At 70.1% G+C, this 14,495-nt stretch carries 14 protein-coding genes; 6 read left to right on the top strand and 8 right to left on the bottom strand.

Annotated features, from left to right (window positions below):
* Window positions 1–120: 120 nt before the first annotated feature.
* Window positions 121–960, bottom strand: a complete 840-nt coding sequence (locus AC07XP_RS28420; protein WP_495266538.1) for a hypothetical protein — start codon at window positions 958–960, stop codon at window positions 121–123.
* Window positions 961–1,145: 185 nt separating this feature from the next.
* Here AC07XP_RS28420 and AC07XP_RS28415 point away from each other — a divergent pair, with 185 nt between their 5' ends.
* Complete coding sequence (locus AC07XP_RS28415; protein ID WP_070062606.1) at window positions 1,146–1,799, top strand: DUF1345 domain-containing protein; 654 nt, start codon at window positions 1,146–1,148, stop codon at window positions 1,797–1,799.
* A gap of 7 nt (window positions 1,800–1,806) precedes the next feature.
* On the opposite strand, the gene AC07XP_RS28410 is transcribed toward AC07XP_RS28415, so the two are convergent.
* The 3 genes from AC07XP_RS28410 to AC07XP_RS28400 all read right to left on the bottom strand — a co-directional run bounded on the left by AC07XP_RS28410 (window position 1,807) and on the right by AC07XP_RS28400 (window position 4,944).
* The gene (locus tag AC07XP_RS28410) at window positions 1,807–2,769 is read right to left on the bottom strand and encodes a DMT family transporter (protein ID WP_390342265.1); all 963 of its coding nucleotides are present in this window, start codon (window positions 2,767–2,769) and stop codon (window positions 1,807–1,809) included.
* 76 nt (window positions 2,770–2,845) lie between these two features.
* Window positions 2,846–3,343, bottom strand: coding sequence for a methylated-DNA--[protein]-cysteine S-methyltransferase (locus tag AC07XP_RS28405; protein ID WP_495266537.1), 498 nt, complete (start codon window positions 3,341–3,343; stop codon window positions 2,846–2,848).
* Window positions 3,340–4,944, bottom strand: a complete 1,605-nt coding sequence (locus tag AC07XP_RS28400) for a DNA-3-methyladenine glycosylase 2 family protein (RefSeq protein WP_495266536.1) — start codon at window positions 4,942–4,944, stop codon at window positions 3,340–3,342. Before AC07XP_RS28400 ends, AC07XP_RS28405 begins: the two co-directional genes overlap by 4 nt.
* A 110-nt stretch (window positions 4,945–5,054) precedes the next feature.
* Here AC07XP_RS28400 and AC07XP_RS28395 point away from each other — a divergent pair, with 110 nt between their 5' ends.
* Window positions 5,055–6,437: a phosphomannomutase/phosphoglucomutase gene (locus tag AC07XP_RS28395; RefSeq protein WP_495266535.1), complete on the top strand. Its 1,383-nt coding sequence runs from the start codon at window positions 5,055–5,057 to the stop codon at window positions 6,435–6,437.
* A 7-nt stretch (window positions 6,438–6,444) separates the two neighbouring features.
* Complete coding sequence (locus AC07XP_RS28390; protein WP_390342271.1) at window positions 6,445–7,836, top strand: 3-deoxy-D-manno-octulosonic acid transferase; 1,392 nt, start codon at window positions 6,445–6,447, stop codon at window positions 7,834–7,836.
* Window positions 7,837–7,852: 16 nt separating this feature from the next.
* Here AC07XP_RS28390 and AC07XP_RS28385 read toward each other — a convergent pair whose 3' ends face one another.
* From AC07XP_RS28385 to AC07XP_RS28370, 4 genes are all read right to left on the bottom strand, one after another.
* Window positions 7,853–9,382, bottom strand: coding sequence for a TolC family outer membrane protein (locus AC07XP_RS28385; protein ID WP_062469804.1), 1,530 nt, complete (start codon window positions 9,380–9,382; stop codon window positions 7,853–7,855).
* 24 nt (window positions 9,383–9,406) lie between these two features.
* On the bottom strand, window positions 9,407–9,760 hold the full coding sequence (locus AC07XP_RS28380) for a rhodanese-like domain-containing protein (RefSeq protein ID WP_070062458.1): 354 nt from the start codon (window positions 9,758–9,760) through the stop codon (window positions 9,407–9,409).
* A 16-nt stretch (window positions 9,761–9,776) separates the two neighbouring features.
* Window positions 9,777–10,454: a protein-L-isoaspartate O-methyltransferase family protein gene (locus AC07XP_RS28375; protein ID WP_369646241.1), complete on the bottom strand. Its 678-nt coding sequence runs from the start codon at window positions 10,452–10,454 to the stop codon at window positions 9,777–9,779.
* Window positions 10,455–10,548: 94 nt separating this feature from the next.
* Entirely contained in the window at window positions 10,549–11,226 is a 678-nt protein-coding gene (locus AC07XP_RS28370; RefSeq protein WP_159270835.1) for a TetR/AcrR family transcriptional regulator, read from the bottom strand.
* A 103-nt stretch (window positions 11,227–11,329) separates the two neighbouring features.
* On the opposite strand from AC07XP_RS28370, the gene msrA reads away from it, so the two are divergent.
* The 3 genes from msrA (at window position 11,330) to AC07XP_RS28355 (ending at window position 14,476) form a co-directional block, all read left to right on the top strand.
* A complete protein-coding gene (gene msrA / locus AC07XP_RS28365) occupies window positions 11,330–11,881 on the top strand; it encodes a peptide-methionine (S)-S-oxide reductase MsrA (protein WP_492699282.1) in 552 nt (183 codons plus the stop codon).
* A gap of 19 nt (window positions 11,882–11,900) precedes the next feature.
* Window positions 11,901–12,296, top strand: coding sequence for a hypothetical protein (locus AC07XP_RS28360; RefSeq protein ID WP_495266534.1), 396 nt, complete (start codon window positions 11,901–11,903; stop codon window positions 12,294–12,296).
* 83 nt (window positions 12,297–12,379) lie between these two features.
* A complete protein-coding gene (locus tag AC07XP_RS28355) occupies window positions 12,380–14,476 on the top strand; it encodes a TonB-dependent receptor (RefSeq protein WP_495266533.1) in 2,097 nt (698 codons plus the stop codon).
* The last annotated feature ends 19 nt before the right edge of the window (window positions 14,477–14,495 follow it).

Below are 14,495 nucleotides of genomic sequence, written 5' to 3'. Positions count from 1 at the left end.
GGCATGGGGGCGTGTCTCCGGTCGTTGGGGGTGTTCGATCGGAGCGCAGACTAAGACCGGCACCGCCTGCCGGTCTTGCGAAGAGTGGCTATGCGGCGCCGGCCGCCCGCCGGGGCCGCGTCAGAAGCGGGCCTTGAGGAAGGCCGAAGGTCCCTGCAGCCGCACCTTCAGGCGCGAATCGGCGAAGCCGCCCTCGCGCGTGAGGTCGATGTTGGTCACGCCATACGACAGCACCAGGCCCACGTTCTTCACCGGAAACCACTCCACGCCGGCTGCGGCGTTGTAGATGTTGCCGTGGAAGCGGCCGCTGCTTTTCCACACGCCGGAGGCGTCGGCGAACAGCCGCAGGTCGGGCGTGATCGCGTGGCGCACGCCGACCTCGAGCAGGGGCGCGATGGCGTTGTCGCTGGAGCGCTCGCTGACCGAACGCACCTGTCCGTTCACGCCGACCAGCGCGCTGGCACCGAGCGTCGCGCGGTAGTAGGCCGCGCCGGCGCCCAGGCCGAAGACGGTGTTGCCCGAGCCGAGCCACCACTTGTAGGCGAGCTTGGCGAAGTCGAGCTGGGCCGAGAGGTTCGCGTTGCCGATGGCGCTCAGCGAGCCGAAGCTGCCGAACGAGGTGTTGCCCGCCACCTGTCCTTCGTAGTCACGCTTGTAGCGGTAGTAGTCGAAAGACAGGCCCTGGCTATCGCCGATCAACACATCGGCCGAGATGCGCGGCATGGTCACGCGGCCCGGCTTGAGCTCGTTCGAGCGCAGCACGCCGTAGGGGGTTTCGACCGAGGCACTGAACTTGGGGTCGGCACTGAAGGCCCCCACCGAGAAGCTGAAACGGTCCAGCGCCGGCGAGGGCTCGGCCGCAGCAAAGGGCGCGAAGCAAAGAAGGGAGAGGGCACCGGTTCCGGCCAGGGCGCCGAATCTCGCGGTCCCGTCGAACGGACGCGAACGAAGCAACAGCATGAAAGAAATCCTTCGGGTGAAAGATGCCTCGGGCATGTGATGGCGCAATGCCTCCGGGCTGAGGCTCCCTGAAACCGCATCACCTTAGTGACGTGGCACCGCGCTGCGCATGCGCCGTTGGCCGATGTGCCTGTAGGAAATCGCCGATCGCACGCCGATGCATGCCGCGGCGCTACAGTCCGCCCATGCGCGAACACCTTTCCACCACCACCGGTCCCCAACGTCTTCTCTACGGGGCTGCGGCGGCCGTCGCGGTGGCGCTCGTGCCCTGGCCGATGGGCCTCACGGCGCGCGCGCTGGCCGGCTGGTGCGCGGGCGTGGCGGTGTACCAGGTGCTCAGCTGGTGGCTGGCCGAGACCTTCGATGCCCAGCGCACGCGCGAGCGCGCGCAGCAGCTGGACCAGCCCAACGTCGTGATCCTGGTGTCGATGCTGGTGGCGGTGGGCGTGAGCGTGGTCGCCATCGCGATGCTGCTGCAGCAGGTGCGCCAGCTCAGCGGCTGGGCGCGCGGTGCGCACGTGGCGCTGGGGCTGGTGGCACTGGCGGGCTCGTGGCTGATGATGCACACGATCTACGCCTTCCACTACGCGCACCGCTACTACATCGACCGCAAGGACAGCGCCTCCGACGGCGGGCTCGACTTTCCGGGCAAGGAAGCGCCCGACTACTTCGACTTCATGTACTACGCCTACGTGATCGGCATGACCTCGCAGGTGTCGGACGTGCAGGCCACTTCGCACGAGATGCGGCGCATCACGCTGGTCCACAGCGTGCTTGCCTTCGCCTTCAACATGCTGGTGCTGGCCCTGTCGGTGAACGTGGTGGCCGGCGTGGTCTGAAGAAAGCTCAGCCCGCGGCCTTGCGCAGCGACGGCAGCTTGACGATGCCGGTCGACAGCGCCACGCCGCACACGATCACGAAGGCGCAGATCAGCATCCACTGCGTGATCTGTTCGCCCAGGAACACGGCGCCGTAGAACAGCGCGAACACCGGCACGAGGAAGGTCACGGTGAGGGCGCGGGCCGGGCCGGCGCGTTCGATCAGCCGGAAGAACAGGATGTAGGCCACGCCCGTGCAGGCGATGCCCAGGGCCAGCAGCGCCAGCCATGCGCGTAGGCTGGGCATCTGCGCGGGCCAGAGCCAGATCGCGGGCAGCGCGAGGAACAGGCTGGCGCCGATCTGGCTGCCCGTGGCCGTGGTCAGCGCGGGCACGCCGGACAGGTGGCGCCGCGTGGCGCTGGCCGAGATGCCGTAGCACAGGCAGGCCGCCAGGCAGGCCAGCACGGCCCACAGCGCGGCATGGTTGCTGGCGCCGGCATGCAGGCCGGCGCTGCGGCTGGCGAGCATCGCGACGCCCGCGAAACCGATCACCAGGCCGACGAGGCGCGAGCCGTTCGGCCGCTCGCGGAACCAGGCCCAGGCCACCAGCGCGCCGAACATCGGCGTGGTGGCGTTGAGCACCGCCGCCAGGCCGGTGTTGATGGTCAGCAGCGCGAAGCAGAACAGCGCGAAGGGCATGCCCGAGTTGAAGATGCCGACCGTGAGGCTGGCCTTCCAGTGCTTCGCGATCGACGGCCCCTGGCCGCGCAGCAGCGCGATCGGCAGAAGGAACAGCGCCGCGATGGCCACGCGCACGGCGGCCGTCGGCAGCGCGCCGAACTCCGCCGCGCCGATGCGCATGAACAGGAAAGAGGCGCCCCACAGCGCGCCCAGAAGCACGAGATCGACGAGCCACGCCTTCGGTGCGAGCGCGGCGGGAGCGGGCGAAGGCGAAGGAGCGACGGTGGTGTTGTTGTTCGTTGTGGTCATGCGTCTCTTTGGGGAATGGCGCGGCGCCACATCGAGGGGATGTGGCGCTGTGCCATGGGCGGTGTTTTCTTCTGTCTTACTTGCCGGTCTCGAGTTCGAGCAAGGCGGTCTTGCGCTCGAGCCCGCCAGCGTAACCGGTCAGCGAGCCGTCTGCACCCAGCACGCGGTGGCAGGGCACGATCACGCTGATCGGGTTGCGCCCGACCGCCGCGCCCACCGCGCGCACCGCGGCCGGGTTGCCCACGCGCTGGCTCAGCGTGCCGTAGGTCGTGGTCTCGCCGGCCGGGATGGCCAGCAGCGCCTGCCACACGCTCTGCTGGAAGGCGGTGCCGTGCGACAGGTCGAGCTGAATGTCGAAGTGGCTGCGGCGGCCCGCGAAGTAGTCGCGCAGCTGCGCGGCGGCCTCGACCAGCGCGGGGTGGTCGTCCTTGGTCTGCCAGCCCGTGGTGTCGGGCCAGTGGCGCTGGTGGTCGAACCAGACGCCGGCCAGGCCCTGGTCGGTGGCGGCCATCGTGACGCCGCCCAGCGGCGTGTCGGTGTGCGAGGTGTAAATGACGGTGCGCTTGAATTTCATGGTCTTTCAGGCACAGGGCCTGCCGTTGCGAGGTCGGAAGAAGTGGCGGTCGGCGCGGCGGCCGATGCCGGTTCGGAGGGCGCGGGCGGCGTGTGCCAGGCCCGCAGCACCGCGTAGCTGCGCCAGGGGCGCCAGGCCTGCGAGGCCTCGCCCGCGGCGCGCGCGGTGGTCACGCCCAGCGCCTTCTGCAGGGCCACGTCGCCGGCGGGAAAGGCGTCGGGCCAGCGCAGGGCGCGCATCGCGATGTACTGCGCGGTCCAGGCGCCGATGCCGGGCAGCTCCTGCAGCGCCGCGAGGGTGGAGGGCACGTCGGCGCCCGCATGCAGCGCCAGCCGGCCCGAGGCCACTTCGCGCGCGATGGCCTGCAGCGCGGCCTGCCGTTGGCGCACGATGCCCAGCTGCCCGAGCGCATCGCCGCTGGCCGCTGCCAGCGCGGCGGGCGTAGGGAACAGGCGGGTCAGGCCGTCGATGGGCGTGTCGATCGCGTCGCCGAAGGCCTCGACCAGCCGCGAGCCCAGCGTGCGCGCCGCGGCCACGGTGATCTGCTGGCCCAGCACCGCGCGCACCGCGAGCTCGAAACCGTCGACCGTGCCTGGCACGCGCAGCCCGTCGCCGTGCGGAAAGGCCGCATGCAGCGCGGCGTTGATGGCCATCGGCTCCGCGTCGAGGTCGAACAGGGCGCGTGCGCGGCTGATGACGATGGGCAGCACCGCGGCCAGCGAATCACTCACGGCCAGCAGCACCTGCTCGCGTTCGAGGTCGAAGCGCAGCTGCAGCCAGCCGGCGTGCGTCTGTCCGCCTTGTTGCACGCGCAGCGTGCGCGCCAGCCGCACATAGGTGGGCGTACTGCCCTTGGCGGGCTCCTTGCCGTCGGCGGTGTGCACGGTCTCGACGCCGCGCAGCGCGCGCCGTGCGAAGAAGCCGAGCATGGCGTTGGCGTCGTAGGGCGGGCGAAAACCCAGCCGCACCTCGATGGCCTTGCCTTCGCCCCCTTCGGTGCCGCCCGCGCGGCGCAGCGCGCTCGGGTTGAGCCCGTAGTGCTCCACGAAGGCCGCATTGAAGCGCCGCACGCTCGCGAAGCCGCTGGCCAGCGCCACCTGGGTCATCGGCAGGCGCGTGTCGGCGATGAGCTGCTTGGCGGCCAGCAGGCGGCGCGTCTGCAGGTACTGCAGTGGCGACACGCCGAACTGCGCCTCGAAGATGCGCCGCAGATGGCGGTCGCTCACGCCCAGGCGGGCCGCGATCTGCGCCGCGCCGGGGCCTTCCTCGGCCCAGGCATCGGGCTCGTCGATGAGCCGCGCCGCCTGCAGCGCGAGGATGCGCGAGGCATCTTCGGTCGACCAGCTGGCCGCGCGCGGCGCCAGCTCGGGCCGGCAGCGCAGGCAGGGCCGAAAGCCCGCGGCCTCGGCCTGGGCCGCGTGGCGGAAGAAGCGGCAGTTCTCGCGCCGCGGCAGCTTCACGCGGCACACCGGCCGGCAGTAGATGCCGGTGGAGGTCACGGCCGTGAAGAACGAGCCGTCGAAGCGCGCGTCGTGCGTCTTCATCGCCAGGTAGCAGGCGTCGCTCTCGAGCACTTCGGTGGGGGCGTGGGCGGTAGACATGGGGAAATGATACGGTTTCGACTCGTTTCAACTGGCCGTTTTCGGACATCGATGTCTACAACGCGTTGCCTACAATGCCCGACTCCGAACCAACAGTGACCCCGCCCTTCATGCAGCTCAGCGCATCGATCTTCAAGGCCTATGACATCCGCGGCGTCGTGCCCCTCAGTCTCGATGTCGAAGTGGCCGAGGCGCTGGGCCGTGCCTTCGGCAGCGCAGCCCGCGCGGCCGGCGAGACCGCGGTGGCCGTGGGCCGCGACGGCCGCCTGTCGGGCCCGGCGCTGGTGGACGCGCTGATCGACGGCCTGGTCGCCACCGGCGTCGAGGTGATCGACATCGGCGCGGTCACGACCCCGATGCTGTACTTCGCGGCCCACACGCTGTGCACCAGCGGCATCCAGGTCACGGGCAGCCACAACCCGAAGGACTACAACGGCTTCAAGATGGTGCTGGCCGGCCGCGCGATCTACGGCGACGAGATCCAGGGCCTGCGCAAGACCATGGAAGACGGCAGCGCCACGCTGGCGCCCGGCGGCAGCGTGCGCAAGGTCGACGTGACCGACGCTTACGTGCAGCGCATCGTGGGCGACATCCGTCTCGCACGCCCCATGAAGATCGTGGTCGATTCGGGCAACGGCATCGCGGGCGCGACCGCGCCGGCCATCTTCCGCGCCATCGGCTGCGACGTGGTCGAGCTGTTCAGCGAGGTCGACGGCAACTTCCCCAACCACCACCCCGATCCGAGCAAGCCCGACAACCTCCGGGACCTGATGGCCGAACTGGCCAAGGGCCAGGCCGAGCTGGGCCTGGCTTTCGACGGCGACGGCGACCGGCTGGGCATCGTCACGAAGGACGGCCAGAACATCTTCCCCGACCGCCAGATGCAGCTCTTCGCGCAGGACGTGCTCTCGCGCGTGCCCGGCGGCACCATCGTCTACGACGTGAAGTGCTCGCAGCGCCTGGCGCCGGCCATCGAGGCCGCGGGCGGCACGCCGATGATCTACAAGACCGGCCACTCGCTCATCAAGGCGAAGATGAAGGAAATCGATTCGCCGCTGGGCGGCGAGATGAGCGGCCACATCTTCTTCAAGGAGCGCTGGTACGGTTTCGACGACGGCACCTACGCCGGCTGCCGCCTGCTCGAGATCCTGAGCAAGCACCCGGACGCGAACGCCGTGCTCAATGCGCTGCCCACCAGCTTCTCGACCCCTGAACTGAACGTCGCCTGCGCCGAAGGCGAGCCGCACGCGCTGGTCACCCAACTCGTGCAGAACGCGCGCTTCGACGCGCCCGCCCAGGTCTCGACCATCGACGGCCTGCGCGTGGACTGGCCCGATGGATTCGGGCTGATCCGCGCTTCCAATACCACCCCCGTGCTGGTGCTGCGCTTCGAAGGCCAGACCGAGGCGGCGCTCCAACGCATCGAGACCGAGATGCTTGCGGTGCTGCGGACGGTCAAGCCCGACGCCACGCTGGCCGCTGCTGCCCACTGAAGAACCTGTGCGTTCCCTGCTGCTTCGCCTCTACGGCGTCTTCACCACCGCCGTCCAACCGCTGGTCCGCCGCAAGCTGCGCCGCCGCGCCGTCGCCGAGCCCGGCTATGCCGTGGCCGTCGAGGAGCGCTTCGGCCATTACGACGACGCCACCACCGGCTTTGCCCAGTGCTGGGTGCACGCCGTCTCGCTGGGCGAGACGCGCGCCGCCGCCATCCTGATCGCCGAGCTGCGGCGCCAGTACCCGGGCATTCCGATCCTGCTCACGCACGGCACCGCCACGGGCCGCGAAGAGGGCGCCAAGCTGCTCGAGCCGGGCGACACGCAGGTCTGGCAACCGTGGGACACGCCGGGCGCCGTCGCCCGCTTTCTCGACCGCTTCCAGCCGCGCATCGGCGTGCTGATGGAAACCGAGGTCTGGCCCGAGATGGCCGCCGCCTGCGCCGAGCGCCGCATTCCGCTGGTGCTGGCCAATGCGCGGCTCAACGAGAAATCGCGCGCCGCGGCCGAACGGCTCAGCGGGCTGGCGCGGCCGGCCTACTCGGCGCTCGCCGCCGTCTGGGCGCAGACCGAGGCCGACGCGCACCGGCTGGTGTCGCTGGGCGCCAAGGTGGCCGGGATCTACGGCAACCTGAAGTTCGACGCCACGCCCGACGCGCGGCAGCTGGCCACGGCCGTGTCGCTGCGCGAGCACTTGCCGCGTCCGATGGTCGTGCTGGCCAGCTCGCGCGACGGCGAGGAACGGCTGCTGCTGGAGGTGCTCAAGCGCTTCGGCGCCACCTCGCCGGTGCCGCCCGAGCAGGGCGCGATCCGCTCGATCGCCAAGCGCGTGCACGACGTGCAATGGATGATCGTGCCGCGCCATCCGCAGCGTTTCGACGAAGTGGCGGCGCTCATCGAGGCCGAAGGCTTCGCGGTGGCACGCCGCAGTGCGGCCGGCCAGCCGGCCGAGGCCGAGATCTGGCTCGGCGATTCGCTGGGCGAGATGGCGCTGTACTACGGCCTGGCCGACGTGGCCTTGCTCGGCGGCAGCTTCGAGCCGCTGGGCGGGCAGAACCTCATCGAGCCGGCGGCCTGCGGCTGCCCGGTGGTCATGGGCCCCTCGACCTTCAACTTCGCCGAGGCGGCGCAGCTGTCGCTCGCGGCGGGCGCGTCGCTGCGCGTCGAGGGCATGGAGCAGGCCGTGACGGCCGCGCTCAAGCTGGTCGAGAACCCCGAGCGCCGCGCCGCGATGGCGCAGGCTGCGCTGGCCTTCTCGTCGTCGAACCGTGGCGCGGCCGAACGCACGGCGGCGGCGGTGCTGGCGATTGCGCAGGCGGCGGAGCCGGTGACGACACCTGTGGCCGGCGACGACGGCGCGCCGTCCGAAGCGGCGCGGGCCGAACCCACGCTGGATTGAGCGGCCCGTTGCCGGGTCAGCGCACCGGCGGGTTCAGGATCACCGGCGGCGGCGGTGCCGATGGCATCGTCGGCGCGGGCGGGTTGAACGGCTGCACCGGCACCGGCGGCACCACCGGAATGGCCGGCGGCGTCACGGGCACCACGGGCGCGCCCGTGGTCGCGGCAGGCACCGCAGGCGTGCTGCCATTGCGCGCCAGCGTCGCGTTGATCGCGTTCATGTCGTCGGTGGTCAGCGTGCCGTTGGCCTGGCGCAGCTTCAGGTTGCCCAGCAGCACGTTGTAGCGCGCCTGCGCGAGGTCGCGCTTGGTCTGGAACAGCTGGCTCTGCGAGTTGAGCACGTCGATGTTGATGCGCACGCCCACCTGGTAGCCCAGCTTGTTGGCGTCGAGCGCGCTCTGGCTGGAGGACTCGGCGGCTTCGAGCGCCTTCACCTGCCCCGCACCCGACACCAGTCCGAGGTAGGCCGCGCGCGTGGCCTGCGCCACGCTGCGGCGCGTGCCCTCGAGCACGCTGCGCGACTGGTCTTCGAGGGCCAGCGTTTCCTTGATGCGGTTCTCGGTGGCGAAGCCCGCGAACAGCGGCAGGTTGAAGGTGACGCCGACCGTGGCGGCGTTGACGCGCGTGCCCACGGTGCTGGTGCTGGTGCCGGTCGGGTTGCGCGTGACGTTGTAGCCCAGGTTGGCGTCCAGCGTGGGCTTGTGGCCGGCCTGCGCCTTCTGCACCTCGAGCCCGGCCACGTCCAGGCCCAGGCGCGCCTGGCGGATCGCCGGATGCACCTCGTCGGCCTGCGCCACCCAGGCGTTGATGTCGGCGGGCTGCGCGGTCGGCAGCACGACCGGCGCGGCCAGCGGCACGGGCACGCTGCCCGGGCGGCCGACCAGCTGGTCGAGCACCACCTTCTTGACCTGCAGGTCGTTCTCGGCGGCGATTTCCTGGGCGATCACGAGGTCGTAGCGGGCCTGGGCCTCGCGCGAGTCGGTGATGGTGGAAGTGCCGACCTCGAAGTTGCGCTTGGCCGAGGCCAGCTGCTCGGCCACGGCCACCTTCTGCGCGCGCACCAGGGCCAGGCTGTCCTGGCTGGCGAGCACGTCGAAGTAGGCCTGGCTCACGCGCACGATGAGGTCCTGCTCGGCGATGGTGAGCACCGCCTGCGCCACTTCGGCCTGGCGCTTGCCCTGCTCGTAGGTGGCCCAGTTGGCGGGGCGGTACAGCGGCTGCGTGGCGTTGATGCCCACGTTCTGCGTGGTGAAGTCGCGCGAGGCGCTGCTGCCGCGGCCGGTGCCGGTCAGGGTGTCGATGTCCAGGTTGCTGCGGTTCACGCCCGCGGTGAGCCCGACGGCCGGCAGGATGCCGGCCTTGGCCTGCGCGGCGCGCGCCAGGTTGGCCTCGTACTGGGCCCGCGCGCCCTGGTAGGTGGCATCGAAGCCGCGCGCGGAATCGTAGAGTTCGTTCAGTGTCTGGCCCTGGGCCGGCAGTGCGAGCAGGCTCGCAATGGCGCTTGCGAGGGCTGCGGAAAGAGGCAGAAGCCGGGGCCTGGGAGGCATTGAACGTCCTTGGGGGGGAAAGAATCAGTAGCGCGGCACGCTCGGGTCGTGCTGCGCGGACCAGGCGTCGATGCCCCCCGCCACGTTGGCGAGCGAGTCAAAGCCGTTCTGGTGCAGAAAAGCGGCCACGCGCTGGCTGCGGGCGCCGTGGTGGCACAGGCAGGCGATGCGGGGCGCGGGCTGTCCGTCGCCGGCGGCGAGTTCGGCCAGCCGGCCGGGGATCTCGTTCATCGGGATCGCGACCAGCGTGAAGCCCTGCGGCGCGACGCTCGCCGTCTGCAGCTCCCAGGGCTCGCGCACGTCGAGCAGCACGGGGGCGGCGTCGGCGTCCTGTGCGAACCAGGCGGCCAGGTCGGCGGGGCGGACTTGATCGATCATTCGGTGGGCCGCTCGGTCAGAAGGCGAAGCGCGAGGGCTCGGGGAAGTTCAGCAGGCGCGGCGCCACGGTGTCCCAGGGCTGGATCGTTTCCCACTTGCTTTCGCTGGTGCGGGTCACGAAATGGGCGCGCATCATGGGCTCGTCGCCGACGATGGCCGACAGGCGGCCGCCGACCTTGAGCGAACCGAGCAGGTTCTGCGGAATGCGCGCGACCGAGCCGCTGAGCACGATCACGTCGAAGCTCGGGCCGCTGGTCAGGGGCACGGCGCCGTCGGCGTGGCGCACTTCGACGTTGGTCACGCCGTTGCTGCGCAGCGTCTCGGCGGCGCGGGCGGCCAGCACGGGGTTGATCTCGAGCGACAGCACCTGGGCCGCGCGGGCGCCGAGCAGGGCGGCCATGAAGCCGGAGCCGGTGCCGATCTCGAGCACCGATTCGTGCTTCTGGATGTGCAGGTCCTGCAGGGTGCGGGCCTCGACCTTGGGCGACAGCATGAATTCGCCGGGCACCGAGCCGTCGAGCAGCGGCAGTTCCATGTCGAAGAAGGACAGCGTGCGGTGCGCGTCGGGCACGTAGTCTTCGCGGTGAATCTCGGCCAGCAGCTCGAGGATGTCCGACTCCAGCACATCCCAGGGACGGATCTGCTGTTCGATCATGTTGAAGCGCAAGCGCTCGAGGGTGGGCGTGGGGTTCATGGCGTGGCTTTCCTTGAAGGCTCTGGACGGGACAAACCTTCAATTTTAGGTCGCGCCGATGACGCCACCGCGCCAGTCGGCCATCCGATGGCCGTCATGCGGGGCTCCCGGGGCGCACGCACAGGCCGTGAAGCACGGTTTCGCACTGGGTGGCGATGAATTTTTCGGGGTCCAGCGTGCTCACGCCGTCGACGCAGACCATGGCCGAATGCTTCCAGAGCATGAGGAACACCATGGGCGCGACCACCGAGTAGATGGCGTGGTCGATGTCCATTTGCACGAACTCGCCGCGGTCGATGCCGCGCTGCAGGATGCGGCGCAGCAGGTCGTGGCCGGGGCGCACCACCTGCTGGCGGTAGAACTCTGCCAACTCGGGAAAATTGCCGCCTTCGCTCATCATCAGCTTGGTCAGGCCCGAGGCCTTGGTCAGGCCGACGCGCTCCCACCAGACGTTCATGCAGTAGCGCAGCATCTCGGCCGTCGTGCCCTCGAAAGCCTCGAATTCGGCGTTCCACTCTGTGAAACGGCCGCCGAGGTTTTCGATCACCACGGCCTTGAACAGCTCTTCCTTGCTCGGAAAGTAAAGAAAGAGGGTGCCCTTGGACACGCCGGCGCGGGCCGCCACTTCTTCCGAGCGGGTGGCGGCAAAGCCCTTTTCGACGAACAGGTCGAGCGCCGCCGCCAGCAGCTCGCCCGGACGCGCCTCCTTGCGCCGCTCGCGCTTGGACGGCAGCGGGCAGAACTTGTCGACGAGGGAACGGGGGGAGGCCATGGTGTTAATGACTGACGGGTTAGTAATGTAGTGACCGGCATCCGGCCCGTCAAGCCGCGACAATACCGGTCCCCGCTTTTTCCAACCCACCCGGAGCCGCGCCATGTCTTCCTCACCGTCGCCCACCGAAACCATCGTGCTCGGCGGAGGCTGCTTCTGGTGCACCGAGGCGGTGTTCGACCGGGTGCAGGGCGTGCTGGACGTCGAATCGGGCTACAGCAACGGTCAGACCCTGAACCCGAGCTACGAGCAGATCTGCACCGGCCGCACCGGCCATGCCGAGGTGGTGAAGCTCGAATTCGACCCGGCGCAGATCAGCCTGCGCGAGCTGCTCGAGATCTTCTTCGTGGTGCACGACCCCACCACGCTCAACCGCCAGGGCAACGACGTCGGCACCCAGTACCGCAGCGGCATCTACACCACGAGCGACGCCCAGAAAGAGGTCGCCGAATCCGTCATCCGCGAGATCGAGGCCAGCAAGACCTACAGCTCGCCCGTGGTGACCGAAGTGGCGCCGCTGGCCAACTACTCGACCGCCGAGGCCTACCACCAGGATTACTTCCTGAACCACCCGAACCAGGGCTACTGCGCGTTCGTGGTCGGCCCGAAGGTCGAGAAGTTCCAGAAGACCTTCGCCTCGCGCGTCAAGGCCTGAGTCTCTTCTTTCACGCCCCGTGTCCGCCACCCTGCGCCAGACCCCGAACCGCATGACGCGCGCCACCCGCGCGCTGGTCGTCGCGCTGGCGTTCGCGCTCTGGTTCGCGGGCACGATGGGGCTCATGCACCGTTCGCTGCACGTGCCGGGCCTGCCCGCCGCTGCAGCAGCCGCAACGGCACAGGCCGAACACCGGCACGTCACCGGCCACACGCTGGCCAGCCTGTTCGGCGTGCACGACGACGCCGACTGCCGCCTGTACGACCAGCTGGCGCACGGCACGGGCGTGCCCGGCGTGCCACTGGTGGTGCTGCCGATGCTGCTGCCGGCGGCCACGTTTGCTTATCTGCAGGGCGAAGCCATCGCCCGCTGGGTCGCGCTCTTCGACGCGCGCGGCCCGCCGTCCACTCGCTGAATCCCCCGTGTTCCGGTTGCCGCACCCCTTCGGGCGGGTGAGGGCGGCCGGTCGTTCCCCGATTCAACGAGTGTTCTTTCTTCATGACCCCCCAATTCCGTCGCAACGCCATCGGCGCTGCCGTTCTTTCGCTCGCCTCGGTGGCGAGCCTGGCCCAGACCGCCGACACCGCCGCGGCCCCGGCCGCTGACGCCGCCAGCCTGCGCGAGGTCACCGTCACCGGCAACCCGCTGGGCGCGAGCGACCTGATCGCGCCGACCACCTCGCTGTCGGGCGACCAGCTGCTGCTGCGTTCCGAATCGACGCTGGGCGAAACGCTGAACAACCTGCCCGGCGTGAGCAGCAGCTACTTCGGCCCCAACGCCAGCCGCCCCAGCATCCGCGGGCAGGACGGCGACCGCATCCGCATCCTGCAGAACGGCGGCGGCGCGCCCGACGCCTCGGCGCTGAGCTACGACCACGCGGTGCCCGTCGACGCGCTGGTGACCGAGCGCATCGAGGTGCTGCGCGGCCCCTCGGCGCTGCAGTACGGCGGCAGCGCCGTGGGCGGCGTGGTCAACGTGATCGACAACCGCATCCCCACCGAGCCCATCAACGGCTTCGGCGGCCGTGCCGAGCTGGGCTACGCCAGCGGCAACAAGGAAAAGAGCGGCGGCGTGCTGCTCGAAGGCGGCAACGACCGCTTCGCCCTGCACGTCGACGCCTTCAACCGCGACTCGAAGGACGTGGCGGTGCCGGTCGACCTCGAATGCAGCAAGCCTGGGCGCCTGTCGCTCGCGCGTCGCATCTGCAACTCGCAGAACGAGGCGCATGGCGGCGCGGTCGGCGGCACGCTGTTCTTCAGCCAGGGCTGGATCGGCGCCTCGGCCAGCACCTACCGCAGCAACTACGGCACCGTGGCCGAGGACGACGTGACCATCGGCATGAAGTCCGACCGCTACGCGCTGGAAGGCGAGTGGCGCCCGGGCGGCTTCATCCGCAGCATCCACGCGAAGGTGAGCCGCACCGACTACCGCCACACCGAGTTCGAGGGCCGCGAGGCCGGCACCACCTTCTCGAATCTGAGCAACGACCTGCGCATCGAGGCGCGGCACGAAAAGATCGGCAACCTCGAGGGCCTGGTCGGCTTCAGCCGCGAGACCAACCGTTTCGCCGCCGACGGCTCGGAGGCCTTCGCGCCGCACAGCCGCACGCGCTCCAACGCGCTGTTCCTGCACGAAGAGCTCGGCACCTCGTGGGGCCGCCTGAGCTTCGGCGCGCGCACCGAGAAGGTCACGGTGCGCTCGCTGGGCTACCCCGACGATCTGTCGGTGACGCGCTTCGCCATCGGCGAGCGCACCTTCAACCCGCACAGCGCGGCGTTCGGCGCGCTGGTCAACCTCACGCCCCAGTGGCAGCTGACCTCGAACCTGGCCTACACCGAGCGCGCACCGAAGGACTACGAACTGCTCGCCAACGGCCCGCACGTGGCCACGGCGGCCTGGGAAGTGGGCGACCCGAACCTGGGCAAGGAAAAGTCCACCGGCTTCGACCTGGGCGCGCAGTGGAAGTCGGGCCCGAACACGGCCCGCGTGAACGCGTACGTCACGCGCTTTCGCAACTACATCGGCCTGACCGCGTCGGGCCGCACGCTCGACGAGGAAGGGCAGGTCGTCACCGACCCCGAAGCGACCGACACGCTGGCCGAGTACCGCTACGGCGGCATGCGCGCGCGCTTCACCGGCATCGAGGCCAACGGCAACCTGCGGCTGCTGGGCACCGACGGCTTCGCGCGGATGGCCGACGCGGGCACGCTCGACCTCGAGTGGCGCGGCGATATCGTGCGCGCCAAGAACCTCGACACCGGCGAGCCGCTGCCGCGCATCGCGCCGCTGCGCCTGGGCGCCACGCTGGCCTACGGCAACGGGCCGTGGACCGCGCGCGTCGGCTTCGACTACAACGCGGCGCAGCGCCGGGTGCCGAGCGTGGGCGCGCGCGAGACGGACGCGTACACGCTGTGGAACGCGTCCATCAGCTACCGCATGAAGGTGCAGCGCGCCAACCTCACCTGGTATGCGCGCATGGACAACATCGGGAACACGCTGGCCTACACACCGACCTCGATCCTGACGACCACGGTGTTCCCGAAGGCGCCGCTGCCGGGGCGTTCGCTGAAGGTGGGCCTGCGCGTCACGTTCTGAGGCGCCGGCCTTTCGCGCG

The sequence above is a fragment of the Variovorax sp. GW531-E2 genome, from assembly GCF_059423125.1.
This window is presented reverse-complemented; position numbering and strand designations above follow the sequence as displayed.

Excerpts from the sequence above, each read along its gene's own strand:
- AC07XP_RS28420 (WP_495266538.1), bottom strand. The coding sequence starts at position 960 with ATGCTGTTGCTTCGTTCGCGTCCGTTCGACGGGACCGCGAGATTCGGC.
- AC07XP_RS28415 (WP_070062606.1), top strand. The coding sequence starts at position 1,146 with ATGCGCGAACACCTTTCCACCACCACCGGTCCCCAACGTCTTCTCTAC.
- AC07XP_RS28410 (WP_390342265.1), bottom strand. The coding sequence starts at position 2,769 with ATGACCACAACGAACAACAACACCACCGTCGCTCCTTCGCCTTCGCCC.
- AC07XP_RS28405 (WP_495266537.1), bottom strand. The coding sequence starts at position 3,343 with ATGAAATTCAAGCGCACCGTCATTTACACCTCGCACACCGACACGCCG.
- AC07XP_RS28400 (WP_495266536.1), bottom strand. The coding sequence starts at position 4,944 with ATGTCTACCGCCCACGCCCCCACCGAAGTGCTCGAGAGCGACGCCTGC.
- AC07XP_RS28395 (WP_495266535.1), top strand. The coding sequence starts at position 5,055 with ATGCAGCTCAGCGCATCGATCTTCAAGGCCTATGACATCCGCGGCGTC.
- AC07XP_RS28385 (WP_062469804.1), bottom strand. The coding sequence starts at position 9,382 with ATGCCTCCCAGGCCCCGGCTTCTGCCTCTTTCCGCAGCCCTCGCAAGC.
- AC07XP_RS28380 (WP_070062458.1), bottom strand. The coding sequence starts at position 9,760 with ATGATCGATCAAGTCCGCCCCGCCGACCTGGCCGCCTGGTTCGCACAG.
- AC07XP_RS28375 (WP_369646241.1), bottom strand. The coding sequence starts at position 10,454 with ATGAACCCCACGCCCACCCTCGAGCGCTTGCGCTTCAACATGATCGAA.
- AC07XP_RS28370 (WP_159270835.1), bottom strand. The coding sequence starts at position 11,226 with ATGGCCTCCCCCCGTTCCCTCGTCGACAAGTTCTGCCCGCTGCCGTCC.
- msrA (WP_492699282.1), top strand. The coding sequence starts at position 11,330 with ATGTCTTCCTCACCGTCGCCCACCGAAACCATCGTGCTCGGCGGAGGC.
- AC07XP_RS28355 (WP_495266533.1), top strand. The coding sequence starts at position 12,380 with ATGACCCCCCAATTCCGTCGCAACGCCATCGGCGCTGCCGTTCTTTCG.